The organism is Pseudomonas sp. IT-P74, from assembly GCF_949768175.1.
GTDB lineage: Bacteria > Pseudomonadota > Gammaproteobacteria > Pseudomonadales > Pseudomonadaceae > Aquipseudomonas.
The window spans coordinates 14,042-40,803 of sequence record NZ_CATKQD010000017.1 but is presented as its reverse complement, the minus strand read 5'-3'; the positions used below and the strand labels follow the sequence as shown (position 1 = coordinate 40,803).

21 protein-coding genes and 1 pseudogene are annotated in these 26,762 nt (G+C 58.1%); 6 read left to right on the top strand and 16 right to left on the bottom strand.

Annotated elements, in window-relative coordinates; all coding sequences use genetic code 11:
* Positions 1-195: 195 nt before the first annotated feature.
* Together ACM6J5_RS13470 and ptrR are read right to left on the bottom strand one after the other, a co-directional pair.
* Positions 196-2,400 (bottom strand): OsmC domain/YcaO domain-containing protein, encoded by a 2,205-nt coding sequence (locus tag ACM6J5_RS13470; protein ID WP_095945784.1) that lies wholly within the window; start codon positions 2,398-2,400, stop codon positions 196-198.
* A gap of 77 nt (positions 2,401-2,477) precedes the next feature.
* Entirely contained in the window at positions 2,478-3,356 is an 879-nt protein-coding gene (gene ptrR / locus ACM6J5_RS13465) for a putrescine utilization regulator PtrR (RefSeq protein ID WP_008047600.1), read from the bottom strand.
* Positions 3,357-3,456: 100 nt separating this feature from the next.
* On the opposite strand from ptrR, the gene ACM6J5_RS13460 reads away from it, so the two are divergent.
* Complete coding sequence (locus tag ACM6J5_RS13460) at positions 3,457-4,848, top strand: aldehyde dehydrogenase family protein (protein WP_095945785.1); 1,392 nt, start codon at positions 3,457-3,459, stop codon at positions 4,846-4,848.
* Between the two features lie 746 nt (positions 4,849-5,594).
* Positions 5,595-5,801: a hypothetical protein gene (locus ACM6J5_RS13455; protein WP_414928703.1), complete on the top strand. Its 207-nt coding sequence runs from the start codon at positions 5,595-5,597 to the stop codon at positions 5,799-5,801.
* Here ACM6J5_RS13455 and ACM6J5_RS13450 read toward each other — a convergent pair.
* Complete coding sequence (locus ACM6J5_RS13450) at positions 5,788-6,096, bottom strand: hypothetical protein (protein WP_414928702.1); 309 nt, start codon at positions 6,094-6,096, stop codon at positions 5,788-5,790. The two genes, ACM6J5_RS13455 and ACM6J5_RS13450, sit on opposite strands and share 14 nt — an antisense overlap.
* 106 nt (positions 6,097-6,202) lie before the next feature.
* Between ACM6J5_RS13450 and ACM6J5_RS13445 the strand changes: the two genes are divergently transcribed.
* Positions 6,203-6,544 (top strand): hypothetical protein, encoded by a 342-nt coding sequence (locus tag ACM6J5_RS13445; protein WP_095945788.1) that lies wholly within the window; start codon positions 6,203-6,205, stop codon positions 6,542-6,544.
* Positions 6,545-6,611: 67 nt separating this feature from the next.
* On the opposite strand, the gene ACM6J5_RS13440 is transcribed toward ACM6J5_RS13445, so the two are convergent.
* From ACM6J5_RS13440 to ACM6J5_RS13395, 10 genes are all read right to left on the bottom strand, one after another.
* Positions 6,612-6,893 (bottom strand): excalibur calcium-binding domain-containing protein, encoded by a 282-nt coding sequence (locus tag ACM6J5_RS13440; RefSeq protein ID WP_095945789.1) that lies wholly within the window; start codon positions 6,891-6,893, stop codon positions 6,612-6,614.
* Positions 6,894-7,172: 279 nt separating this feature from the next.
* On the bottom strand, positions 7,173-9,026 hold the full coding sequence (locus ACM6J5_RS13435) for a polyurethanase (protein ID WP_095945790.1): 1,854 nt from the start codon (positions 9,024-9,026) through the stop codon (positions 7,173-7,175).
* Between the two features lie 105 nt (positions 9,027-9,131).
* Positions 9,132-10,829 (bottom strand): polyurethanase, encoded by a 1,698-nt coding sequence (locus ACM6J5_RS13430; protein ID WP_414928701.1) that lies wholly within the window; start codon positions 10,827-10,829, stop codon positions 9,132-9,134.
* Between the two features lie 23 nt (positions 10,830-10,852).
* On the bottom strand, positions 10,853-13,834 hold the full coding sequence (locus ACM6J5_RS13425; RefSeq protein ID WP_414928700.1) for an autotransporter domain-containing protein: 2,982 nt from the start codon (positions 13,832-13,834) through the stop codon (positions 10,853-10,855).
* A 42-nt stretch (positions 13,835-13,876) separates the two neighbouring features.
* Positions 13,877-15,244, bottom strand: a complete 1,368-nt coding sequence (locus tag ACM6J5_RS13420; protein WP_414928699.1) for a TolC family outer membrane protein — start codon at positions 15,242-15,244, stop codon at positions 13,877-13,879.
* 2 nt (positions 15,245-15,246) lie between these two features.
* Positions 15,247-16,581: an HlyD family type I secretion periplasmic adaptor subunit gene (locus tag ACM6J5_RS13415; protein ID WP_414928698.1), complete on the bottom strand. Its 1,335-nt coding sequence runs from the start codon at positions 16,579-16,581 to the stop codon at positions 15,247-15,249.
* Positions 16,582-16,592: 11 nt separating this feature from the next.
* Entirely contained in the window at positions 16,593-18,368 is a 1,776-nt protein-coding gene (locus ACM6J5_RS13410; protein WP_414928697.1) for a type I secretion system permease/ATPase, read from the bottom strand.
* 111 nt (positions 18,369-18,479) lie between these two features.
* Positions 18,480-18,884 (bottom strand): AprI/Inh family metalloprotease inhibitor, encoded by a 405-nt coding sequence (locus ACM6J5_RS13405; protein WP_414928696.1) that lies wholly within the window; start codon positions 18,882-18,884, stop codon positions 18,480-18,482.
* 86 nt (positions 18,885-18,970) lie between these two features.
* Positions 18,971-20,428, bottom strand: a complete 1,458-nt coding sequence (locus ACM6J5_RS13400) for a serralysin family metalloprotease (protein ID WP_414928695.1) — start codon at positions 20,426-20,428, stop codon at positions 18,971-18,973.
* Positions 20,429-20,967: 539 nt separating this feature from the next.
* Positions 20,968-21,855, bottom strand: coding sequence for a LysR family transcriptional regulator (locus ACM6J5_RS13395; RefSeq protein WP_414928694.1), 888 nt, complete (start codon positions 21,853-21,855; stop codon positions 20,968-20,970).
* A gap of 117 nt (positions 21,856-21,972) precedes the next feature.
* Between ACM6J5_RS13395 and ACM6J5_RS13390 the strand changes: the two genes are divergently transcribed.
* From ACM6J5_RS13390 to ACM6J5_RS13380, 3 genes are all read left to right on the top strand, one after another.
* On the top strand, positions 21,973-22,392 hold the full coding sequence (locus ACM6J5_RS13390) for a nuclear transport factor 2 family protein (protein ID WP_414928693.1): 420 nt from the start codon (positions 21,973-21,975) through the stop codon (positions 22,390-22,392).
* Between the two features lie 3 nt (positions 22,393-22,395).
* Positions 22,396-23,439: an SDR family oxidoreductase gene (locus tag ACM6J5_RS13385; RefSeq protein WP_414928692.1), complete on the top strand. Its 1,044-nt coding sequence runs from the start codon at positions 22,396-22,398 to the stop codon at positions 23,437-23,439.
* 79 nt (positions 23,440-23,518) lie between these two features.
* Positions 23,519-24,061: a histidine phosphatase family protein gene (locus ACM6J5_RS13380; protein ID WP_414928704.1), complete on the top strand. Its 543-nt coding sequence runs from the start codon at positions 23,519-23,521 to the stop codon at positions 24,059-24,061.
* 57 nt (positions 24,062-24,118) lie between these two features.
* Here the strand turns inward: ACM6J5_RS13380 and ACM6J5_RS13375 are convergent.
* The 3 genes and pseudogenes from ACM6J5_RS13375 to dctA all read right to left on the bottom strand — a co-directional run.
* Positions 24,119-24,235 (bottom strand): annotated as a pseudogene (locus ACM6J5_RS13375) (IS66 family transposase); the annotation flags it as partial.
* 125 nt (positions 24,236-24,360) lie between these two features.
* Positions 24,361-25,233 (bottom strand): isocitrate lyase/PEP mutase family protein, encoded by an 873-nt coding sequence (locus ACM6J5_RS13370; RefSeq protein ID WP_095945802.1) that lies wholly within the window; start codon positions 25,231-25,233, stop codon positions 24,361-24,363.
* A 124-nt stretch (positions 25,234-25,357) separates the two neighbouring features.
* Positions 25,358-26,665, bottom strand: coding sequence for a C4-dicarboxylate transporter DctA (gene dctA / locus ACM6J5_RS13365; RefSeq protein WP_095945803.1), 1,308 nt, complete (start codon positions 26,663-26,665; stop codon positions 25,358-25,360).
* Positions 26,666-26,762: the final 97 nt, after the last annotated feature.

Sequence of the window (26,762 nt, the reverse complement as noted above, 5' to 3'; positions counted from 1 at the left end):
CTTGTAATCTGCCGTCAAGCATTGATTCAGGCTTTCTATCAACAAGCTGCAAAAAACAGCAAAGCGCCCCAATGGACGCCTGTATAGAAGGACCAGAACGCCCCTCTATATAGAAGAGCTTCCTCATAGGCAGCCACAGCCCATGTCATAGCCAAAAAACAAAAAAGCACCCAAGGTGCTTTTTTGTTATCGCTATCAGCTAGACAAGGCCACCACCCTCGCCCGCGCCGTGTGCAGCTTTTTATAGCTGTCGATCAGGCGAAGGTGTCTGTCGAGACCTTCCAGTTTCATGCTCGTCGGCGTCAGACCATAGAAACGTACGCTGCCATCCACGGACCCTATCGCCGCGTCCATCCGCTCGTTGCCGAACATCCGGCGGAAGTTGACCTCGTAGTCGCTCAGTTCCAGATCATCGTCCAGCTGCATTTCCAGCACGACGTTCACGGCTTGATAAAACAAGCCACGTTCGACGGTGTTGTCGTTGTATTGCAAGAAGGCTTCCACCAGATCCTTGGCCTGGTCAAACTTCTGCAAGGCGAGATAAATCAGCAACCTCAGCTCCAGGATCGTCAACTTGCCCCAGGGCGTGTTGTCGTCGAACTCGATGCCGATCAAGGTGGTGATGTCGGTGTAATCATCCAGCTCGCTGTTTTCCAGACCCTTGGCCAGCGTTCTCAGGCCGACCTTGCTCAGGCTGTGCAGGTTCAGGATATCGGCGCGGAACTGCAGCGCTTTGTTGGTGTTATCCCAGATCAAATCTTCTACCGGATAAATTTCCGAGTAATCCGGCACCAGAATGCGGCAGGCCTTGGCGCCGATGTGCTCATAGACCGCCATGTACACTTCTTTGCCCATGTCTTCGAGAATGCCGAACAAGGTCGCGGCCTCTTCGGCATTGGAGTTTTCGCCGTGACCGGAGAAATCCCACTCAACGAATTCGAAATCCGGCTTGGCACTGAAGAAGCGCCACGAGACCACACCGCTGGAATCGATAAAGTGCTCGACGAAATTGTTCGGTTCAGTCACCGCCTGACCTTCGAAGGTCGGCTGAGGCAGATCGTTCAGGCCTTCGAAACTGCGGCCTTGCAGCAGTTCCGTCAGGCTGCGCTCCAGCGCCACTTCCAGGCTTGGGTGCGCGCCGAACGAGGCAAACACGCCACCGGTACGCGGGTTCATCAAGGTCACGCACATCACCGGGAACTCCCCGCCCAGCGATGCATCCTTGACCAGCACCGGGAAGCCCTGCTCTTCCAGGGCCTGGATACCCGCCAGAATGCCCGGGTATTTCGCCAGCACTTGCTGCGGCACATCCGGCAGGGCCATTTCGCCTTCGAGGATTTCGCGCTTGACCGCGCGCTCGAAGATCTCCGACAGGCACTGCACCTGGGCTTCGGCCAGCGTGTTGCCAGCGCTCATGCCATTGCTCAGGAACAGGTTTTCGATCAGGTTGGACGGGAAGTACACCACCTCATTGTCCGACTGGCGCACAAACGGCAGTGAGCAAATGCCCCGTTGGGTGTTGCCAGAGTTAGTGTCGTACAGATGCGAGCCACGCAACTCGCCATCCCGGTCGTAAACCTTCAGGCAGTACTCGTCGAGGATTTCACTCGGCAGTTCGTCCTTCGGGCCCGGCTTGAACCAGCGCTCGTCCGGGTAATGCACAAATGCAGCGTTGGCGATGTCCTCGCCCCAGAACTGATCGTTGTAGAAGAAGTTGCAGTTGAGCCGCTCGATAAACTCGCCCAGAGCCGATGCCAGCGCACCCTCCTTGGTCGCGCCCTTGCCGTTGGTAAAACACATCGGCGAGTGCGCATCGCGGATGTGCAGCGACCACACATTGGGCACGATATTGCGCCACGAAGCGATTTCAATCTTCATGCCCAGGTCGGCCAGAATGCCCGACATGTTGGCGATGGTTTGTTCCAGCGGCAGGTCCTTGCCCACAATGCAGGTGCCCGCTTCGCCAGTCGAGTGCGGCATCAGCAACGCCTGGGCATCGGCGTCGAGGTTTTCGACCTCTTCAATCACGAACTCAGGCCCGGTTTGCACCACCTTCTTTACCGTGCAACGATCGATGGAGCGCAAGATCCCCTGACGGTCCTTGGCGGAAATGTCCGCCGGCAATTCGACCTGAATCTTGAAAATCTGGTTGTAGCGGTTTTCCGGATCAACAATGTTGTTCTGCGACAGGCGGATATTTTCGGTGGGGATATTGCGGGTTTCGCAATACAACTTCACGAAGTACGCCGCGCACAATGCCGACGAAGCCAGGAAGTAATCGAACGGCCCCGGTGCCGAGCCATCGCCCTTGTAGCGAATGGGTTGATCGGCAATCACCGTGAAGTCGTCGAACTTAGCCTCAAGTCGAAGGTTGTCGAGAAAGTTGACCTTGATTTCCATGCGTGCTTACCAGAATAACGAGCTATACGATTTGGCCGCCATTATCCGGTTTTTCAGCACAGACCGTTAACTTTCCACTATTTTTCGACCAACACCACCCCGCGCTCCTCAAGCAAGCGCACAAACATAGTCAGGCTCTGCGACACCGTCCCCCTGCGCCACACCAGCCAGGTGCGTAAATAGCGGAACGACTCCGACAACGGCCAGACGCTGACCGTCGTGCAACCAGGCATGCTTTCGAGCATGCTGCGGGGCATCAGCGCCAGACCGGCACCGGCGCTGACGCAGGCCAGCATGCCGTGATAGGACTCCATTTCGAAAATCTTGCCGGGCACCGCCGCGCCATTGGCGAACCAGCTTTCGAAGTGGTGGCGATAAGAGCAGTTGGAGCGGAAGGCATAGATGTTTTCGCCATTCACATCCTTGGCCCGATGAATCGGCTCATGGTTGAGCGGTGCGATCAGGACCATTTCCTCTTCGAAAGCCGGCACGCCCTCCAGCGCCGGATGCAGCACCGGACCATCGACAAATGCAGCGGCCAGTCGCCCCGACAGCACGCCATCGATCATGGTCCCGGAGGGGCCGGTGGACAGGTCCAGTTCGACCTTGGCGTGCTTCTGGTTATAGGCGGCCAATAGCTCTGGAATACGTACCGCCGCAGTACTTTCCAGCGAACCCAGGGCGAAGGCCCCCTGCGGTTCTTCACCCGCCACTGTCGCGCGCGCCTCCTGAACCAGGTCGAGAATACGACGAGCGTAATCCAGAAAACTCCATCCGGCCGGCGACAGGCGCAGACGACTCTTCTCGCGGATAAACAGGTCCACACCCAGATCCAACTCAAGCTGCTTGATTCTGGTGGTGAGATTCGATGGCACCCGGTGGATATGCTGAGCAGCCACGCTGATGCTGCCGTGCTCGGCGACAGCCTTGAAAATTTCGAGCTGAACCAGATCCAAGTCATTCTCCAAACGTGAACGTTACGCTCAGTATTATTCAGTTTCCAGAAAACATACAGCCCCATACCCTGAGCACATTCCTACCTCGCAGGACGGTGCCATGACCCACGTACCCAGCCTTACCCACGCCATTTCGATAAACCCGACCACGGGCGAGCAGATCGGCCATTACCCTTTCGAGTCCGATTCGGTATTACAGGCCGCGCTGACGCGGGCCGCTGCCGGGTTTCGCGCCTGGCGCAGCAAACCGGTTGAACTGCGCGCGCAGCTTTTGATCAACCTCGGCCAGGCCTTGCGCAACAATGCAGAGGCCATGGCGAACATGATCACCCTGGAAATGGGCAAGCCGATTGCTCAGGCCCGCGGCGAAATTGAAAAATGCGCGCAGCTCTGCGAGTGGTACGCCGAACACGGCCCTGCCATGCTGAACCCGGAGCCAACCCAGGTGGAAGGCGGCAAGGCACACATTGAATATCGCCCCCTCGGCCCGATCCTCGCCGTGATGCCGTGGAACTTCCCCATCTGGCAAGTCCTGCGCGGCGCGGTCCCGACATTGCTCGCCGGTAATACCTTCGTGCTCAAGCACGCGCCCAACGTCATGGGCAGCGCCTACCTGCTGCTGGAGGCCTTCAAGCAAGCGGACTTCCCTGAAGGAGTTTTCGAGGTCATCAACGTCACCCCGGAAGGTGTATCCAGGGCGATCGCCGATCCACGCATCGCGGCCGTCACCCTCACCGGTAGCGTGCGTGCGGGCATGGCCATCGGTGCTCAGGCCGGAGCCGCACTGAAGAAATGTGTATTGGAGCTGGGTGGCTCCGACCCCTTTATCGTGCTCGACGACGCGGACCTCGATGAGGCTGTGAAAGCCGCCGTGATCGGACGTTATCAAAACACCGGGCAAGTCTGCGCCGCTGCCAAACGCCTGATTATCGAGCAAGGCGTTGTCGAGGAGTTTACCCGCAAGTTCGTCGAAGCCACCCAACAACTGGTCGTCGGTGATCCGCGGGCTACCACCACCTATATCGGCCCGATGGCTCGCTTCGATCTGCGCGACGAACTGGATCAACAGGTGCGAGCCACACTGGAAGAAGGCGCGACCTTGCTGCTGGGTGGAAACAAGACGGAAGGCCCTGGCAACTACTATGAGCCCACCGTACTCGGCGACGTGACCGATCAGATGACTTCATTCAAGCAGGAATTGTTTGGCCCTGTGGCCTCAATCATCACAGCCCGAGACGCCGCCCATGCGCTGGAACTGGCCAATGACAGCGAGTTCGGCCTCACCGCCACCCTCTACACGCGCAATGCCGAACTTGCCCGGCAGATGGCAGGCGAACTTGAAACCGGCGGCGTGTTCATCAACGGCTATAGCGCCAGCGATCCGCGTGTCAGTTTTGGTGGCGTGAAGAAGAGCGGCTTTGGCCGGGAGCTCTCGCACTTCGGGGTACGCGAATTCTGTAATGCACAGACGGTTTGGCTGGATCGGCGTTAAGGGAGCGTAGTGCTCCGAACTGGCTCAACTTGCCGACTGTTTCTCTGGAGCTCAGAAGTAAAGAACCCGGCTCGGTGGCCGGGTTCTGTTTTCATTCTTGAATGGGAAGGTCAGCTCGCAGTTCCTGCATGGTGAGCAATCCCAGCTTTCTGGGATTGCCACACATCCAGCAGGAACATACCTTCCCATGGTTTGCAAAAAGACCTGCGTTTTTCTCGCTGGTTGACCAGCATTCATACGCCTTTTGCTTTAAATAGAAGCGAGCCTTTATGCGGCGCGTATCGTGTCGTCGTTGAGCTCTAGACATGGTTTTCTCCTAAGCCGAATGCGACGAAGCCCCGGCAGATTTCTCTGGCGAGGCTTTGTTCGGCTCATTCCTAAACACATAGAAATGACAGGATTAAATTAATTTCGCTCTTCCACTCATTGATGTCAACAGGCATTCACGCGACCCGCTCGATCCGTAATCCTCGGCTTCCAGAATCTCCCCCGGCGTGCGTTTGCGCATCGTAGTCAAAAGCTTAGACCAACCCGAAAAAATCACCCACTCATCTGTCGCATCCGATCACGGTGAAGCCATGATCATCGCCATCGCAACGCCCAATGACCAATCGCCCCCCGTTGGAACGCCTTCCAGTCGGGTTGCCTTGTTGTCATAGTTATCTCTGTAACTTAAAATAATGGCGGATTGCCGGCATCGTTAAGGTTCACCCGTTACCACCGATTTGATCTTACAGGGACGAACAATGCATAAGTACACATTGAGCTATGAGCACATCAACACACCAAAAACCAAAACCGGCCAGGCGCCTGAGCGAATAGACGCCCATGAGTTGCTGCTGGAATTGCTGGGAGTGGGCGGTAAAGATGGCCCAATAATCTTCGGGACAAAGTCGCTGCAGGAATCGCTGGAGCTCATGAAATTCAAAAACGTCCGGGTTACCTGGTTGTAGGATGATCCGCCACGAAGAGCTTCCGAACCACGCCGCCAGTTGAAGTATCCCCCCGCTTCTTCGCCATCTCGACTGACTCAGCCGCGGTGGCGCCCATATCCATCGCGGTCATCGCCTGATCCGAACCGCTACCAATGACGTACGGCCTTACGAGCCAGATTGGCGTTTTGCAAAGGCCATCCGTCTCGCTGTACCCGGCATAGCAAAGTTCCTCGCCGTCGAACGCCCAGCCTGCAATGGCGCAGATCGCACCGGGCATGAGAAGCGTGCCGGTCATAACACACAGATTGCCCATGTCTATATCCTCGTAGCAGGTCGCGACACTTGCCACTCGGCGATCAACACCAGGAACGCGCCTACACTGAGATGTACAACGATTGAGAGGACATGGGGCTCCACTCATGCGCACTAGCACCCTTGTGATACTCATCATCAGCTATGCCGTGCTGATGGTGGTTTTTTTCAAGCTAAATGCTCGAAACAATCGACGCCGCAGAGAAAGTCTTTACGAAGCCTTTGAAACTACAATGCGCGAGCATGGGATCAAGTCATTCGAGATCATCAAGGAAAGTATTTATATCGGTAACAACTTTCGGTCATCAGAACTGCACCGGATATTGTTAGACGATTCCGGGCACTACTTTCTTTATTTCCAGGCCAGTGGAACACAGCCAGTTTTCATGCCGCTGACCGAAGAGCGAGCCTTACAAGCTGCACAGGGTGACATGGGAATTCAGGCATAGATCATCGCAACCGCTGATGCTGACCTGTACCAGAGACACATGCAGCCTGCCGATGAGCAGCGAGTAATCACCGACACCACTGCTTCTCACAAGGTATCCCGTCGTTGTCGCCATCCATTTCCATTCCTGGGCAATTTTGCAAAAAGTTTGTGGCCTCTGCGCACGAGGTCATCTGCGAGCAATATTTGCGCCCATCGCATTTGACTGGGGCCGAAACAGGCTTTGGCGCAGTCACGAGCGTAGCGGTGATTTGGGGACTCGATAGCCGAGCTTCAGCCCAGGACTGTAATTGAGGGGAAAACTTCCAAGCCAACAGACCAACAACAAGCACAACCAAAATCAGTTTCATCTTGATCCATCCATGATGAGAGACCGTTTGTGTTCACACGTTGCCTGCTTTCAGCGTAACCCAATAATTCACATACAGCCTGCCAGAGTAGCTGCAAACTGCTACGCGGGACGGAAGGAAGAAAAAAGGCCGGGATCGCAATGTCACTCTCCTCTGCCCACTCGGTGTGGGCAGTTTTCCATATCGTTCATCGCGGGCAAGCCTGCTCCCACAAGGTTGACGCATATCCTGTGGGAGCAGGCTTGCTCACGATGAGGCCCTGCAGAAGCCGCATCACACTCAGGCGATAACGATCCCGCCGCTGGACAGACTGTCCAGCCCCACGCCAACCAGCGTCACCGAGTCATTGCCAAACGTCAGCACGGTATCCTGCCCCACCACCGAGGCATGGGACCGGAAGTCGTCGTTCGGCGTCACGTCCTGAACCCCGAGAAACACCAGTTTGTCGTTCGCCTGATACCCAACCACCCGGTCCTGGCCGAACGCGCCGCTGAACAGGAACGTATCGATCCCGCCCCCTGACTCCAGCAGGTCGTTGCCTGCCCCGCCGACAAACACGTCGTTGCCCTTGCCACCGATCAGATGATCGTTGCCGTCCAGGCCAAACAACCAATCACCAACAGCCTGTGCCTTTAGCGTATCGGCCCCTGCACCGCCCTTCACCGTTGAGGCGTACTGTGTCAGTTGATTGCCGATCGCGAGGCCATTGGCGGTCACGCTGTGGGTCACGTCATCCTTGAACAGTCCCCACAGGAAACCCGGCTCTTCGGTCACGATGCTACCGATGTCGCGGGTGATGCTGATGCCGCCATTGGCGTCGCGGATGTACAGGTTGCCGGCGCCGTCATTGGCAAAATCGAAATTCTTCACCGACTGCTGCAAATCGAACACGTTATTACCCTTGCCGCCCAGCAGGATGTTGTAGCCACCGCTGTCTCGAAAGGTGTCGTTGCCGTCACCGCCGTCCAGATAGTCATTGCCCTTGCCACCCTGAATCAGGTCGCTGCCGTCACTGCCAATGATGAAGGTACTGCCTTTGTGGGTTTCAGCATTGCGGTTCAGGTCCTGGACCCAGGTGTTGGCGCGTGCCGGGTCCGAAAGATTGGCAACGATGATCGTCGAGTCTTTACTGGTGAGGTCGTAGAACTTCGACTCCAGCACCCGGGTCATGCCGTCGCCGTAAGCGGTGGGCAGGTGCGAAATCCAGGTCGGGATGTTGAGGATGGAAAATGGCAGCAGGTTCCACGCCGTCGACGCGTAGTGGTCGTTGAAGCTGACGATGTTGTTGGTCGCCGAGTCTTGATGGGCATCGTGTACGCCGACCGACGCCAGGTTGAACGATGAACCGTCGAGCGCACGGAACACCGGATCGTTTTCATAGCCGATATTCAGCACTTTATCGGTGGCGCTTTGGGTCGGTGAGGCATAAGCGACGTAGTTCGAGTCCTTGAAGAAACCGCCCCATTTATCGTTGCTCAAGTCCGCCAGGCTGTTGACTGCCAGCCCGCCGAGGCTGTGCCCGCTGACCAGTACGTCCTCGCCTGACAGGCCATTGGCGCTGGCGAACGCAGCAACGTCGCCGAACAGTTTTGCGAAGGCCTCGCCTGCGTAGTTTTTCGCATAATCCTGGGGACCCAATGCCGCCAGCAGGTCATTGATCACATCGCCGATGGAGTCGCTGATCTGGCTTTCCCGAGGGCCGCTGGTGCCGCGAAAGGCGATGCCGATTTCCGTGAGATGACCCTGCGCATCGTACTTGCCGAGGATCTCCACCTGAGCGCTGGTGTACCCGGCCTTTTCACCAAAGAAGGTTCCGCGCGCATCCGTCTTGCCGTCATAGCCCAGCTGCGTGGCGGTGATGGGTGTCCAGCCGGCCTTCTGCACCGCATCCAGCGCGGCTTTTTCGGAATCGGGGTTCCAGGGAATGCCGGGAATCACGCCTTGGGAATCGGTGCCGCCAATCAGCGCCGTGACCAGGGTTGCCGGCAAACCTGCGCCGAATCCGTTGTGCTGGTAACCGGTGGCAAAGCCGTTGTCGAGGTTGTGATAGGAATACAGCGTGATTGCCATCGCGTCGGTAAACAACGCTTTGGCGTCTGCTGTGCCGAGGTTTTTGTAGTCGTATACACCCATGGGTATTGCCTCTCTCTCTTTGTTGGAATTGTCAGAGATAGCTCACGACCGGGACGCCTTGATTACGAGGCGCCCCGGAGCATCCAGTGCAGTTGTTTGAACCCGTTACGCAAACACGAACCCGGAAGCCGAAAGGGTATCCAGCCCGACGCCTACCAGGGTCACGGAAAAGTCGCCGACCTTAAGCAGCGTGTCTTGACCGGCCTGTGACGCATGCTGCCGGTAGTCGTAGCCCTGCCCCGCGCCTTCCACGCCCATGAACACCAGTTTGTCGCTGCCCTGGTAGCCATTGATCGCATCGAACCCGAAGGCGCCGCTGAACAGGAACATGTTGCTGCCGCCACCGGAATGCAGCACATCGTTGCCGGCGCCGCCGACGAAGGTCACATGGCCCATGTCGCTGCGCAGCAAATCATCCCCCCCGTTACCGAACAGCCAGTCGCCCACGACACTGGCCACCAGCGTGTTGCCCAAAGCGTCACCGTTGAGCGAATGGCTGTAGTGGGTCAATTCGCTGTCATTGAGCAGACCATTGGCAGTCACGCTGTAGGTGACTTCCTTGCTCCCCCACCACGACCCGGCCTCCTTGCCCACCAGCGCGCCGATGTCCCGGGTCATGCTGATGCCGCCATACGCGTCGCGCACGAACAGCGTGCCGTCGCCGTCATTGGCGATGCTGAAGTTCTGCAACGGTTTCTGCAGCTCGAAGGTGTTGACGCCCTTGCCCCCCGACAGAATGTTGAAGCCGCCGTCATCACGGAAACGGTCGTTGCCGTCACGGCCTTCGATGAAGTCATTGCCGAGGCCGCCCTTGAGCAGGTCACCGCTGTCGGTACCGATGATGAACGTGCTGCCGGTGTGTGGTTCGCCACTGCGTCCGAGATCCTCGACCCAGGTCGAACCCCGTGACGACTGCGACAGGTTGGAGACGATCAGGGTCGAATCCTTGTCGGTCAACTCGTAGAAGCGCGAGTTGATCACCCGGTTCAATCCGTCGGCGTAGCCCAGCGAGCCATGGGCCGACCAGTTCAACGGATTGAGAATGCTGAATGGCACCAGGTTTTGAGCAGTGGACGCGTAGTGATCGTTGAAGTTGACGATGTTGTTGGTGGCCGACGCTTGGTGAGCGTCATGTTTGCCCAGCGAGCCGCTGCTGAAGGTGGTGCCGTCGAGTACCCGAAACACCGGATCGTTCTCGTAACCGATGTTCAGCACGTTATTGCCAGTGGAGCTCTGGGTTGGCGAAGCGAATGCTACGTAACTGGCATCCTTGTAGAAGCCACCCCAATTGTTCCCGCTCAACTCGGCGACGCTGTTGACCCCCAAGCCACCGAGGCTGTGACCGCTGACCAGCACGTCCTCGGCACCGAGGCCATGGGCGATGGCAAACGCAGCCACTTTACCGAGCAGCGTATCGAAGGCGTTTTTTGCGTAGTGGGTCGCGTAATCCACTGGTCCAACCGCCGCCAACAGGTTGTTTTTCATATCGCCGAACGTGTCGTTGTAGCCGAGCCCGCCGGTGCCACGAAAAGCAATGCCGATACCGATCAGATCTCCGGCGGCGTCGTACTTGCCGAGCACTTCGGCTTCGGCGCTGGTGAAACCGTCCTTCTCGCCAAAATACGTGCCCTGCGCCCCGACCTTGCCTTGATAACCCAGGGCATTGGCGCCGATCGGCGCCCAGCCGTTGGCCGGTAATGACTGGCCGGTAGGTGCGTAGGCATACAATGTCAGGGCGATGGCATCGCTGTACAACACCTTGCCCGCCTCGCTGCCGGCATTTTTGTAATCAAACAGTCCCATGTTGTGCGCTCTCTTCCTTCAAGTCAGAACTGCCAGGCCAGGGTCAGGCCTACACCATGGTCCTTTTCCTTTGAGCCAAGCAGTCCGTTGTAGTCCAGGCTCAACCGGGTATCGCGGCCCAGCGCCAGACCGGCCCGAGCGCCGACCAACGCTGCATTGCGATCCAGCGACACGCTCTGCACGGTGAAACCGCTGTTGCCATTGGCGAAAGCCAGGTGGCTTTCGGAACTTGTATTGCTCAGGTTGTGCTGCCAGCCAAGCGTTGCCGCCAGTTCCAGTTGTTTGTCCCCGGTCAACGCAAAGGCCTTGCCGGCCCGCACGCCGAGCGTCGACAGCAGCACGTCGCGATTGTCCTCGCCGCCCTTCAGCGCGGCGGCATCGCCCTTCTCGGTGAAGCTGTCGCTGTGCAAGTGCACGAAGGCCAGATTGGCGAACGGCTCCAGCGCCAACGGTTGCAGATCGAGGCGATACGCCGCTTCGGTGAACAGCTGCGCGGTGGTCCCATCGCGTTTGGATTTCTGCTGGCCGCTGACCGCGCCCAATTGCAGGTCGCGTTTGACGTCGATGCGATGCCAGCTATAAGCGCCACCGACGCTCAGACGCAGGGCATCGATTTCATGCCCCAGGTATGCACCCAGGTGATAGCTGTCGACCGAGGCCGACGAGTGCGTGCCATCGCCCATACTCAGCGAGCTGTCGCTATAGCCGGTCACAAAACCGAGCCGGGTATCTTCAGCGATCAAGCCGTCGACACCGGCCAGCAAACCGCCTATGGAGCTGGTGGAATCGGCATTGTCATGCCCACCGTCACTCTTGCCCCAGGCGCCGAGCACCTTGAGCCAGGCGTTGCTGCGATCATCGGTCGGTGCGCCGGTATCGAACAGATCGCGCTCACGCAGACGCTCGCCCACCGCATCGCGCAGGTAACGGCTGTCGTTGATCAGCAGCGTGCCGATCGCCGGGTGAATCTCGCCGGACAATTGCTGGAAGGCTTGTTGCGCGACGGCTGCGGTTGGCGACAGCAGCAAGGTTTCGTACAGCGGATTGCCCGCGCCCAAATGCTCGGCAGCCGCGCCGACGGCACGCTGGTTCGGCGTCAGGCCGACACTGGCGAACGACGCGGCACTGCGTTCCACCGCCAGTTGAATACCGTTCGCCGAATAGTCGAGGGTACCGCCGAGGAACACATAATTGGGCACCACCTCACCGAAGCGCCCTTCGATGCCATCAGCCGCCTGCAGGATGTTGTACTGGATGCCGAGCAGGGATTTCGCCTCGCTGGTGGTCAGCAGCGTCGGGCTGTTTTCCAGCGCCAAGCTGACGGTGGCGCCTTCAATCACTGCTTTACCGCCCGCAATGATCTGATCGCTGCGGGTTGGCGATAGCTCGACCGCATAGGTCGAACCGGGTTCGAAGGTCACGTCACCGGCCACATTCAAGATGCCGATGGAGTTGCCCGGCGCCACGGTACCGCCGCCGTTCGCGGTCAGCGCGCCGATCCGCCCGGAACCGCCGAGGGTGCCGCGGTCATTGACGGTAACGGCCGACGTCAGCGAACCGTTGACTGTCAGCAGACCGCCATTGACCGTGGTCGCGCCACGATAGGTGTTGTCACCGGTGAGAATCAGGCGACCGGCGCCGGATTTGATCAGGCTGCCCTGATAAAGCCGGTTGGCTGCCGCTGCATCACGGGCCATGCCGACCGCGTAGTCGGACTGCTCCTGCTGACCGGCACCCGCCGCAACGCCATGCTGCCAACCCTTGTCTTGCAGGGTTTGCTGCCAGGCGTTGTGTTCGGCGAGCTCTTCGCTTTGCCGCTGAATCAGCGCCTTGTCAGAGATGTCGTTGCTCCAGACATCGCTCTGCCCTGCCTCCAGGTTAGCGTCAAACGTCGCGAGCAATTGCCCTGGCCCGCGCATCGCCCTGCCCAGGTTGGCCACACCCCAGCCTATCTGCCCGCCCGGCGCATCAGTGACCGAGCCATCGAGCTGGGTGGCGGTGGTCAGCAACACTTCGAGTGCCTGCTGATTGTTCATATACGGGTAGCGTTCCATCACCAGTGCCAGCGCGCCAGTGGCATGCGGCGCAGCCATCGAGGTGCCGGACTTGATCGCGTAACCGCCGCCGGGAATGGTGCTGTCGATCTTCGCCCCCGGTGTGGTGATACACCAGTATTTGGCGATGCCGCACTGGTTGTACTTCTGCCGATTGCTTTGGTCCAGCCCCGACACCGCCAGCCAATGGCCCTCGAGATCCGGCTTAAAGTACGGCAGCGCCGAACGCACGCTGGCGTTCGGGTAGCCACTGTTACCAGCGCTGAACACGTTGATCACGCCACGGCGGGACACATCGGCAGCGGCATCGAGCCAGGTGCCTTTATTCCAGTGTTGGGCGTAGGCGTTGTGCAGATCGGCCAGTGTACGGTAGCTGACGTCAGGCGGCTGACTGCCCCAACTGTTGTTGATCGCCCGCACGCCAGCATCCGCCAGGGCGTTGTACACCGCGCTGAAGTAGCGCGGATCGGGGTTGGGGCCGAACAGGAAACTGTCGTTCCTGTTGGTGTTGCCGACATGGATTTGTGCGTTGTACGCCACGCCGTGCATGCCGAAACCGTCGCGGGAGGCGCCCATGGTGCCGACCACGTGGGTGCCATGGGAGTCGTTGTTGGCGTTGAACGAACCGTCGACGTTGAACGCTGAGCCATCAACATAAGTACCGCTGGCCATGACCGCGTGATATCGGTCAGTGGCGAATTCGGGATGGGTGGAATCGAAGCCGGAATCAAGGGCGCCGATCTTCACGTTTTTACCGGTGATACCCGCTGCGTAGGCTTGATCGGCTTGCATCCTGCCCAGACCCCAGTCGCGTTGAAACTCGGCGCTGCGCCAACTGGCGGGATCGCCGAGGGTGCCGGTATCCAGCCAGGCCGCGGCGGCCGGTTCCGAGCCCGCGCCAATCAATAGCAACAGCATGCCGACCGGGGCCGGTTTGATGCGTACGTCCATGTTGAACACTCACTTTTTTGTTTTTGTGTAGGTTCTGCGGTGTTACCGAGTCCTCGGCCCCTGGCCAAACGCCTCGTCCACCCGAGCCAAATCCTGCTCGCTCAAGGTGCCCGCGTAGTAATGCAACCTGGTCCAGGCCATCAGGTAGTCGTAGCGGGTCTGGGCCAGGTCTCGGCGGGTAGTGAACAGTTGTTGTTCGGCGTTCAGCGCATCGAGGTTGACCCGCTCACCGCCCAGGATGCTTTGCTTGGTCGACACCACCAGCGCTTCAGCGGAAGTCAGGGCTTTTTGATAGGCCCGCAGCTTGCTCACCCCCGACAGGCAGGCGCTGAACTGCCGACGTAGCTCGATCAGGGTTTCCCGGGTCTTGCCGTCCAATTCGTACTCGGCCTGCTCCATCGCACGGCTGGCCTGCCGGGTCGAAGCCGAGACCCCGCCGCCGGCATACAACGGCACATTGACTTCGATGCCGATGGTGTTGGTGTCGTAACGCTGGTTGTAGGTGTTGCCGCTTTCGGACTCGTTCTGGCGCACCGTGGCGTAGGCGCTGACCTTGGGCAGGTGCCCGGCGCGGTTGCGCTCGACTTCGTGGCGCGCCACCTCCAGCGCCTGACGCTGGGAGGCCAGGTTCGGGTTATTGGCCACCGCCATCTCGTGCCAGGTGTCGTAATTGGCCGGTTGCAGGGTGAAGGTCTGGAAGTTTTGCTCCAGCGGTGCCAGATCAGCGATGTCGATCGTGGGCACGCCGACGAGCGCACCCAGTTCGCGCAAGGACGCATCCTGTTCGTTACGCGCCTCGATTTCCTCGGCAGTTGCCAGTTCATAGCGCGACTCGGCTTCGAGTATGTCGGTACGCGTGCCTTCGCCCTGGCGAAACATCTGCTCGTTCTGCTGGAACTGTTGCTCGAAGGCTTTTTTCCTGGCCAGGGCAATGTCGATCTGGTCCTGGGCGAACAAGGCCTTGGTGTAGTTTTCCAGCACCCGTACCAGCAACTCCTGGCTTTTGCCGCGAAAGTTTTCATCGGCGAACAACGCCTGCGCCACGCCCTTGCGATAAGCGGCGTAAGCCTCGTAGTCGAGCAACGGTTGTTGCAAGGTCAGGCTTGAGCCGTAACTGCTGTAGTGGCGGTCATCGGTCTGGTTTTGCCGGTGCTCGTTCAAGTAGGTGGCCTTGGAAGAGTTGCGGCCCTTGTTGTAGTTGTAACCCAGTCTCGGCAACAGCCCGGCGCGGCCGATGGCGCGGTTTTCCAGGCCGGCGTCGCGTTCCTTGATCGCGCCGAGGAATACCGGGTCGTTGCGCAACGCCTGTTCGTAAATCTCGAACGGCCCCATGGCCGCTACTGCCGGGTTGCCCGCCAGCAGCAGGAGTGTCGCCCCAAGTATGGAAAGCTTATTCATACAACCGAACATCCTTATTCCTCGGTCAACGCGGAGCCTGCCCGGTCGAGCAGCGGTTTGAACAAATAGTTGAGGAGTGAACGTTCACCGGTGCGCACAAACATTTCCGCCGGCATGCCGGGTTTGATCACCAGACCGTTGAGCTTTTCCATGGCCTGATCGCTGACGCTGCTGCGCAGCACGTAATACGGTGCGCCGGTTTTCTCGTCGAGCATCTGGTCCGCGGAGATCAGGCTGACTTCGCCTGGTACTCGCGGGGTGCGGCTCTGGTTGAACGCTGTGAACAGGATGTCCACCGGCAAGTGCGTGCCAACCTTGTCGACCAGGTTGATCGGCAAGTGCCCTTCCACTTCCAGGCGCGTGCCCTGGGGCACGATCTCCAGCAGAATTTCGCCCTGGCGCACCACCGCGCCGACCGTGTGAACCCCAAGATTGACCGCGACACCATCGGCCGTGGCGAGGATCTCGCTGTGTTGCAGGTCGAATCCGGCGGAGGTCAGTTGCTCCTCCAGGGTCACGCTTTTGAGCTGCGCATCGGCCAGTTGGGTGCGGACTTCCTTCTGATACTCCTCGATGTGTTGTTGCAACTTCAGGCGCGATTCGAGGATTCCCTGCTCCACACGACCGCTTTCACCGGTGTTTTCTGCCAATTGCTGTTGAACTTGCGACAGCTGCCGCTGGTACTCCATCAGCCGGTTGCGCGGGATGTAGCCGTTGTCCGCCAGGGGTTGAAGATTGCTCAGCTGTTGTTGCAGCGAGTTGGCCTGGGCGCTCAGGTCGGTACGGGCGCGGCGCATGCCGGCCAATTGCGCGCCAGCGCCTTCGATGCTGGCACGCAGGGCCGCTTGTTCGCGGGAGAAAGCATCGCGGCGGCTGCTGAACAACTGGCGCTGGCCTTCCAGCACCAACGCCAGGCGCGGATCGGGATCGTTGCTCAGCTCGGTGGGGAAACTCACTTGTTTAAGGTTGTCCCGCTCGCTCTGCCAACGCGCCAGGCTGGCCCAGGCCATGCGGTATTGCGCTTGCAGGGATTGCACGTCGGCGGCGACCTGGGTCCGGTCGAGCTGGAACAGCGGCTGGCCCTGTTTCACCACCTGACCTTCGCGCACCAGAATCTGACTAACGACGCCGCTGCTCATCGATTGCACCGCCTTGCGCTTGCCCGACACCACCACCGTGCCTTGCACCGCAATGCCCTGATCGAGCGGCGCCAGACTGGCCCAGGCGAAGAAACTGCCAGCGCCGACGATCGCCAGAATCCAGCCCAGCCGGGCAAAGTAACGTGCGTCGCGCTCAGGACGTTCCGCGAGGTAATCGTGTTCCATCGTGGCTTCATTTTGACTGTTCATGTGTGCGCGGCTCATACACCCGAGTTCCTTGTCGTGGGCTGATACTGCCGGCTCATGCTGAGCCCGCCCGGCGTCTGTGCAGCTTTTTCACGTTGCTGTTCCTGGACGCCGGAAAGTGCCTTGAGTACCTCCTGGCTCGGGCCGAATGCCTGCAAGCGACCGTCATTGAGCACCAGCAGCTTGTCGGCCTGGGCCAGCGCGCAGGAGCGATGGGTGACCAGAATCACGCTGGTGCCCTGGGCCTTCATTTGTGCGATCGCACCGGCCAGGGCCGCTTCGCCCACGGTGTCGAGGTTGGAGTTCGGTTCATCCAGCACCACCAGGCTCGGTTGGCCATACAGCGCACGGGCCAGCGCCACGCGTTGTTTCTGCCCACCGGACAAACCGCTGCCGTCCTCGCCGAGTACGGTGTCGTAGCCCTGGGGCAAACGCAGGATCAGTTCATGGACGCCGGCCTGCTGCGCGGCTTCAACGACTTTATGTGCATCGGCTTCGCGGAACCGCGCGATGTTTTGCGCGATGCTGCCGCTGAACAATTCGATGTCCTGTGGCAGGTACCCAATGTAGGGACCGAGGTCGTCGCGGTTCCAGCGATGGATATCCGCACCGTCGAGCCGCACCGTACCGCCGAGGGTCGGCCAGACACCGACCAGCACCCGGGCCAATGTCGACTTGCCGGAACCCGAAGCGCCGAGCACCCCCAGCACCTCCCCCGCAGCGAGGCTGAAATTGACCATATGCAGGGTCGCCGCACGTTGCCCCGGAGGACTTGCGCTGACTTGCTCGAAACTGATCTGGCCCTTCGGCGCCGGCAGCGCCATGGCTTCGTCACTCGGTGGAAACGCTTGCAACAAGGCATCGAGACGGCGGTAAGCGAGTTTGGCGCCACTCCACTGTTTCCACACGGCGATCAACTGATCGATGGGGCTCAGGACGCGGCCCATCAGGATGGAACCTGCAATCATCATCCCGGCAGTCATGTCGCCCTTGATCACCAGCAAGGCGCCAAGGCCCAGTACCAGGGACTGCAGACACAGGCGCAGGGTTTTGCTCAAGGAGCTGATAACGGCACCCGTGTCACTGGCCAGGTTCTGCAGGCCGAGGAAAGCTGAATGCACCTGGAACCAGCGGTTGCGCAAAGCCCCCAGCATGCCCATGGCCTGGATGGTTTCGGCGTTATGCAGGTGACTGGTGGCCAGTTGGCTGGACTTCTGGGAAAAACCCGCCGCTTCGCCCAAGGGATTTTTGGTCATCGCCTCATTGAGCCAGGCCAGCCCGATCAGCAGCACCGCACCCGCCGTGGCAAAGACCCCGAGCCAGACGTTGAACAGATAGATCACGAACAGGTAGACCGGAAACCAAGGCGCATCGAAGAAGGCAAACAACGCCGGGCCGGTGACAAACTGACGGATGTGCGTCAGGTCGCCCAATGCCTGCCCTGCGTTACCCTCGCCCTTGAAAAGATTACGTTCGAAAGCCGCCTGATAGACCCGCAGGTTGAAGCGCCGCTCCAACTGACTGCCAATACGGATGACGATAAAGCTGCGAATAACTTCCAGCAAACCGATAAAGGCAAAGAACCCGACAACCATCAGCGACAACATGGCCAATGTCGTTTCATTTTGCGAAGACAAGACCCGATCATAGACCTGAAGCATGTAAATAGAGGGCACTAACATCAGAACATTGATCAGTGCGGTGAAACTGGCGACGCTAATCAAAATACCCTTGTAATCACCAAGCGCTCGAACTAGCGGTGCAGCAGGAGTGGTCTTCGCCATCTTCATTAATCTTCCTTGAGTTGATTACTCACAGGCACAACCCATTACGCCATTCGTTAAACGAACAGACCCGCTTTTTAGATAGAGGCATTGGGCCGCCAACTTGACCTGATGCTTTTACTCTGGTGCTCGCTGCAGCGACACATTGAATCCAACAGGCAATGTCAGCTTATAAAACTCACTCTTCTGTCGACTGAAAAATGCTGTTTTCGAACCTTCATGGTTAGTCAACGCAATCCCGTCCGGCTCGGGAAACCAGCCGGAGGGAGCCTGCCCCAGCCAGCGCACCATACAATCGAGTTGCCCGCCCAGCGTATGGTCCAGTTTCAATTCAATCAGGCAACCATTTGACTGTCGGTCCTGCAACAACGCGGACGAGCCTTCCCGGACTTGCCATTTTCCGGCGAGTTCCGACGGGTCCGCTAATTTCAGGCTGTTTGCCATGGTTACATCTCCAAAAAACATCATCAGCGTCGCCGAAAGCCATACGCTTTTTTTGCAGGTAAAGACGCGTTGCGTCATAGGACGTTTTACTCCCCACCGTAACTTTGTTCGCAGCGAGGACAGAGGGCGGCGCATGAAGCGCCGTCCTCCTTTCTCACGTCACATCACGCCGCGATGTCAGAGTACGCCGCCTGGCCCACGGTGCTGACCAGGAAGTCAGCCACGCCATGCCCGGAGAAGTCCACCGACAACAGGCTGTTACCGCCCGAATTGCTCAACACCGCATCGCCTGCCGCACCGGTGAATGCGCTGACAAAGTGCAGGCCTGCGCCGTTGGTGATGCCGGTCAGGTCGATCTTGTCCAGGCCGCTGACAAAATCGAGGATCTGGTCGACCGCACCGGGTTTCGAGTCGCTGCTGGCCGCGAACACGAAAGTGTCCGAGCCGACGCCGCCCCACAACTTGTCCGCACCACCAGCGCCGTAAAGAATGTCGTTGCCGGCACCGCCCTTCAGCTCGTTGGACAGGTTGTTGCCGATCAGCAGGTCGCTGCCCGAACCGCCGATAGCGTTCTCGACAGTGACGCCCTTGGCAATGGAGACGTTACCCACCATGCCGCCAACGTCGGAGAACGAGGCTTCATTGAGGTTGATCTTCTGGTTCTGGGTAAAACCGGAGAAATCCAGAGTATCCTTGCCGCCCGCGTCCCACACCGAGAACACCACTTTATCCGACGATGAAGACGCGCTGAGGAAATCGCGTCCGGCGTTGGAATTGAAGCCGTAGGTGGTGTCGCCGGTACGGATCGTGGTGTTGGCGCCGTAGAGCTTCTGAATGGCTGCGATATCGTCCATCAGCGGGCCGGACGAATAGGCTTCGACGCCCCCCTTGCTGAAGTTCTGACTGGTATTACTTTCACTCCAGTAGCTCATGACGCTGTAGCCGCGGGTGTCTTGCCCGTAGGACGCGTCGTTGTAGGTCGGCGCGCCTTCGCCGGCGTTGTAGTCGCCAGGGTGGGCCAGGCCCAGGGAGTGACCGATTTCGTGGGTCAGGGTTTGCCGGCCATAGTTATTCAGGTCCGGGGTCTTGTTGGGCGTGTAGCTGCTGTTGATCAGGTACCAGGAAGTTCCGTCATAACCGGCGCCCGTGCCAGGCAGGTAAGCAAACGCCGCTGCGCCATCCTGGCCGCCGCTGTAGTTACCGAAGGTCATGTGACCATCGCCGCCGGCAGTCTTGTCAGTGAAGGTGACATTGGCCACGTCCGCCCAGGATTGCATGGCGAGCACAGCCTGGGCTTTTTGTTGCGCGCTGAACTGACTGAACCCGGTAATCCCGTGCTTGTACAGGGTGCTCGACGAGGCCGAGGTCAGGAACGTATAGGTGAGTTCGATTTTGCCGCTGCCGTCCTTGTCCTGGTAGGCAGCACCGTCGCGCAGCAATTGGGTGGCGGCTTGGTCGACGGAGAACGAGGGTTTGCCATTGACCGTGAGGTTGCCACCCCGATCATATTGATGGCTGAAGCTATTGATCTGGTTGAAAGCCGAACTGGCTACAGCCAATGCTTGCAATGGCTGGAATGCCTGTTCGGCGGAATCAATAGCGTGGACTTTTACTTTCGACATAAACACACTTCCTTGTTTAGCTATGGAACAGTTTTTGTCAGATAGCGACAATCTCTGGCGAGATTGCCTTATCACTCGCCCATTGAAGGCGAAAGAAAACTGACACAATTCGAAATCAAACGTCTACTACTTTTTTGACGTCAAATTGTGTTGCCCAAGCAAATGCCCGGAAACAATAGGCATGATGTAGGCCCTGTTATCTAAAAATAGGCGGAGCGGAATAATTGTCTGACAATCGACAATTTAATTATTAAATAATGGTAAATTTATTTTGTAGACTACTTCGCACTTCTCACATTTATTCTAGATGTGCCCGCACACTCTTTTCATTGGATTAAACGTTTAGTGAGTTATCTCGGTGGTGTTCTATCCAACACCTTGCGAACCCCTCATTTCACCCTGGATGTGGCGGGTTTTGCGCACTGCCTTACACTGCATTACGATAAGCGCTCCACGCTCATCGCAAAACCCAGGCTATTGCACGGTGGCCCGGACGCAGTAGAGATCGTTATTGTTCCGATACTCACGGATCACCCCCCTCAGAGGTACCCTTCGACATTTTCCATGGACAGGGTTTCGAGCAGCACCTGCTCCAGAATGGCAAAAAAACCTTTGATGTGGGCCTGTTTTAATGCCTGAGGCCGGGTCACCAGATAGACTTCCATATCCGGAAGGTGGAGATCCGGGAACAACCCGATCAGATCCTTCGCCACTATACGGGGCAGTACGGCCACCCCCATGCCTCGCCTCACCGATTCGAGCTGCACGGCGAACGAGTTCACGCTGATCTGCGCGCGGTCCAGACCACCGGCCTTTGCCGCACGCATTTGCGGCAACATGTCCAGCGGGGGAAGCAAGGCAATATTGAGTGCAGTGGCCGGGGTCACCCCTGGAAACCGCTTCAGATAACCTGCATCAGCGAAGACGCCGTAGGCGAGCCGGCCTATGGGTCGATAAATCAGCGACGGCTCACCCAGATGAGCTGTACGTACAGCTATGTCTGCCACGCCGCGGACGATCTTGTGAAAGTCGGCGGTGACCATCAGCTCCACCGAGCAACGCGGGTGTACAGAAGTGAAACGACTCGCGGCTTCCAGCACACAAGACGAGAACCCCTCACCTGCACTGACCAGGACACTGCCAGACAGCTCTGTGTGTAGCTCGGATAGGCCAGCAGCGGTTTGACGCCTCAAGCCCGCTTCCGCCGCCTGGGCAACTTCCACGAGGGATTGGCCCCGCGAGGTCAACCAGCATCCTTCAACGCCCCGCTCAACGAGCGGCTCGCCCAGTGCGACCTCAAGTTGGGTCAGGCGGCGGGACACGGTAGACGCCGCAATACCCAGCAACTGGCCAGCTTGAAGGAAGCTGCCACGCCGCGAGACTGCCAACAGCAGACGAAGATCGTCCCAATTTGCTTGCAACGCCATGCGTCCTTTCCTCCCTGGTCTGCATATGTGCAAATCCATTATGCAGTAGTCGCTGTTTTTCGGCAGAGGCCTCAAAGGTATATCTACAGGCCCTCGAAACGAATGGAATGGACTGTAATGACGACTGGCCCCAACGACTATGCGCAACGCGCCTCAAGCGCCTTCAATTGCCGTGATGTGGAGGCGATGCTTGCGTTGGTTAGCGAAGACTTCATCTACCTCGACGGCATGGGGATTCAAACCGGTCGCGACGCCATGCGCAAAAGAGAGACTGCGCTGTTCTACGCGTTCCCCGATGCCCAGGTGGCCTTCACCCCATTCATGGTCGCTGACGATCTTTTGGCGCTGACGGCCTTACTGACCGGCACCTTCGCCGCACCCCTGGTGCTGCCAGGCCGGGTGATTGCACCCCATGGACGCCATATTACCGTGCACTACGCCGCACACCTCACCTTCAAAGACGGACTGGCCATCCGTGAAGAGGTCTTCTTCGACAGTGCGGTGTTGATGCCGTTAGCCGAACAGGGTGAGGATTGAGCCATGCGTAGCGCATTTGTTACTGGAGCAACCGGCTTGCTGGGCAACAACCTGGTGCGTGAATTGGTCGCTCGTGGCTACACGGTCAAAGGCCTGGTCCGCTCAAGAGCCAAAGGTGAACAGCAGTTCAACGATCTGCCGGGGGTGGAGCTGGTCGTGGGCGACATGGCCGATGTCGACGCTTTCGCGGCATCGCTGCAAGGTTGCGATACGGTGTTTCACACCGCAGCGTTCTTTCGCGACAACTACAAGGGTGGCAGCCACTGGAAAGAACTCGAAAAGATCAATGTGTCTGGTACGCGGCACCTGCTTAACCAGGCCTACCGCGCCGGTATACGACGGTTCATCCATACGTCTTCCATTGCCGTGCTCGACGGCGCACCTGGCGCGTCCATCGATGAGACATGCCTGCGGGCCGATGCCGACGCGGATGACTACTACCGCAGCAAGATCCTCGCCGACCGTGTCGTCCTGTCGTTCCTGGAAGCACATCCCGAGATGCATGCCTGCATGGTCCTGCCCGGTTGGATGTGGGGCCCTGCCGATATTGGCCCAACCTCCTCGGGACAATTGGTCAACGATGTCGTGAACGGCAAGTTGCCCGGGCTGATCCCTGGCAGCTTCTCCGTTGTCGATGCCCGTGATGTGGCATGGGCGCTGATTGCTGCCGCCAAACACGGCCGACGAGGTGAGCGCTATCTCGCGGCGGGCCGGCATATGACGATGGGTCAGCTGGTCCCTGTTCTAGGACGTATCGCTGGCGTCAAGACGCCCGTTCGACAACTACCGCTGCCCTTTCTATACACTTTGGCGGCTGTGCAGGAGATCTATGCGCGCCTGACCGGCAAGCCCATTCTGCTAAGCATGGCTACGTTGCGCCTGTTAATACGAGAGGAGGAGCGCACCTGCTTCAACCACCGAAAGAGCGAGCATGAGCTTGGCCTGAGTTTCCGGGCGCTGGAGCTGACAATTACTGACACCGTGGCGTGGTACCGCGATCACGGCTGGTTTGAAAAGCACAGTGCTGGCACGCGAGGCGTACCTTGAGTTCCCGAGACCGCACTTCCTGGTCATTTACCACACGCCAGAACAAGGACGTAAATTTGTGAACCGGGAAATAATCCTGATGCGTCACGGCCAGCCAAAACTGGCCGCAACCGACAAAATCTCAGCGCTCGAGATGAAAGACTGGATCGAGCAATACAACCGATCCGAAATTACCCACCACCCGGTCCCGCCTGCCAGCATGCAACTCGCCGCAACCGCCACGGTGATTGTTTCAAGCAGCGCGCCTCGTGCGCTGACCTCCGTCCAGGCGCTCGGCCTGAAGCCTGCACTGGTCGCCGCACTTTTCTGCGAAGCACAACTGCCTTGTGGTCATTGGAAACGGCCGCGGCTATCGCCGTTTACCTGGGCATTTATCCTTCGAGTCTTATGGCTGTGCGGTTACTCACGCAACGTCGAATCCGCCGGCACTGCGAGGATGCGCGCCAGTGTGGCAGCCAAACGATTGCAGTCCCTTGCCAGCGATGGACCGGTTCTGCTGCTCGGTCATGGCATCATGAATCGAATGATCGCCAATCAACTGGTAGCCGAAGGATGGGTTCGCCAAAAAGGTACCGGCAACCAGTATTGGAGTGCGACCGTGTTTCGGTACAGCAGTGTGTAAGAGGCGCCAACGGGTCGGCGGAGATGCCTGTTAAATGCAGCAATGCGTTCATCGTCATCCGGGTAAACCGTCTTGGCGATGCAACGGCAGATGGTCGGCGAACCTGGTCATCAAGACGTGGGCTAGCAGACCCGCTGTCGGCAGGCCTTTGTCGATGACGAGCACCGGTACCGGCTCGGGCCGAAGAAAAACTTAACGTCGTGTCCGGGATTAGTTGACCACTACAAGCAGGCTGGGTGAGACGCGGCTGAAGGCCAGGACTGTCTTTTTCATGACGCTTTATTTCATCAGTTTCAAGCTCAATTCGAATCGTGTTCTGACTTCAAGTAGGTCTTTGCCCACTCTCGGTAATTGTCCGAGAGTGTGTACTTTGAAAGCAGCTCTGGAAGGGATAGCTCTGCGCCTTTGAATCCGCTCTGCTCGCGCAATGCCTCGTAACTTGCTTTGATCGCAGCCAAAAATGGGGCATGCCCATTGACCACGATCCGCACATTGGCTGCGCTCAGCTTCTCAACATCGCTCAGTGCAGGGTTTCCATAATTAATCAGCATGATTGGCACTGAAAGATGCGAGGTGTGCGCCTCCAAGTGTTGGAAATCCTTTACTCCGACGAGGCAAATCGCGTCGGCTCCAGCTTTTTGATAGGCCTTGGTGCGTGCAACGGAATCTTCCAAAGTGGTAACGGCCACATTCGTCCTGGCGATGATGCTAAGTGCATCATCTGACCGGGCAAATCGTGCAGCGTAAATCTTGCTCGCGGCCTCCTCCATACTGATGAGCACGTTCGATTGCTCGTCGTACTTGGCCGGTAGGTGGGTGTCTTCTAGCGTAAGCGCGGCAACACCGGCCTTCTGCAGCTCGGTGACTGTTCGCATCACATTGAGCGCATTTCCGAATCCATGGTCAGCGTCCCCAATGATTGGGATTTGGCTGGCGCGACCAACCCTGGAAACTTGCTCTGCATATTCATCGAGAGTGAGCAGCGAGATGTCAGGGGCACCAAGCACTTGAAGCGAGGCGACGGATCCACCCTGGATAGCGACCTCAAAACCAAGGTCAGAAGCCATTCGAACGGAGATCGGATCGAACACGGATGCGGCAAATTTACAGACTGTTCCATGAAGCAAATCACCGAACGCCTTACGTAGTTCGTGATGGGATCGCTCAATCATTTTTTCGGCTCCATCGCAATTCAACTGAGAACTTCGCTTGAATGGTTCTATGTGAACGAGGCATCGAATAGCTACCGGTCATTGCGCCCTATCCGAAGAGGAATGACCGGGTAAGCGATGTTGATTACTTTTGCATTGCTAACGCTCTACGCTCCGCCTTTGCGTTTTTCATCGCGGCGATTTCACGCTCACAGGCTTCTACATCGAACGAGTTGTCCCACTTGGCAATGGCGATGGTGCCGATACCGTTGCCAATCAGGTTGGTAACTGCTCGCGCTTCATTGAGGAACCTGTCGATGCCCAAGAGCAGGACAAGGCCTACCAACGGAATGGAGTGGATGGTTGTAAGTGTTGCCGCAAGGGTTATGAACCCGGCACCCGCCACACCAGCCGAGCCTTTCGACGTCAGCAGGAAAACACCCAACAGAATCATCTGATCCATAAACGTCAGCGGCGTATTGGTTGCCTGTGCGATAAAAATCGCCGCCATGGTGAGGTAAATGCAGGTGCCATCCGCATTGAAGGTGTATCCAGTTGGCAGCACCATGCCAACCACCGACTTCTTGCAGCCCAGCTTTTCAAGTTTCACCATCATTCGCGGAAGCACAGCCTCAGTCGAGCAGGTTCCGAGCGTGATGAGAATCTCGTCCTTGAAGTACCGGAGAAACTGTAATAAAGGCATTCCTGACCATCGGGCAACCGTTCCAAGCACCACCACAATGAAGATCAGGGTGGTGACGTAGAGCGCAATCAGCAACTGGCCGAGCGACAGTAGCGTACCGATCCCGTACTTGCCGATAGTGAATGCCATACCGGCACCGGCACCAAGTGGAGCCAGCCGCATGACCATTGCCACGATTTTGAACAGCCCTTGCAGGAACAGGTCGATCGTATTGATCAGCGGTTTGCTGGTTTCCCCCATTTGAACCAGGGCAACCCCCATCAAGACCGAAAGCAGGATGACCTGGAGCATGACGCCATTCGAAAACGCGCCGACAAAAGTTTGAGGGATGATGTTCATGAAAAAATCGACGGTGCCACCCTGCTCACTGGCAGCTTGGCTGTACTTGGCGATGGCACTGCCATCCAGTGCGTCAACATTGATGTTCATCCCAACGCCTGGCTTTACGACGTTAACCACAACAAGGCCGATGACCAGGGCGATGGTTGAAAGAATCTCGAAGTAGAGCAGCGATTTAACGCCAATTCTCCCTACCTCTTTGATGCTGCCCATCTTGGCGATACCGACAACCACGGTGCCAAAAATAATAGGGGCCAACAGCATTTTGATGAGTCTGATAAAGCCGTCTGCAAAAGGTTGAAGCTTGGCTCCGAATTGCGGTTCGAAGTGACCAATCGCTGCACCGATTACGATACCGATCAGCACCTGCACATACAGCTGGCTGTACCAGCGAGTCTTGGAGATTTCCACGGAAGCACCTCATTTTATTTTTGTGATGGGCATGTGGCGTAACGTCAGTGGGTGACGCCTGATAACTGCGGCCTCTTGAAAAAGACCGCAGTTCGAG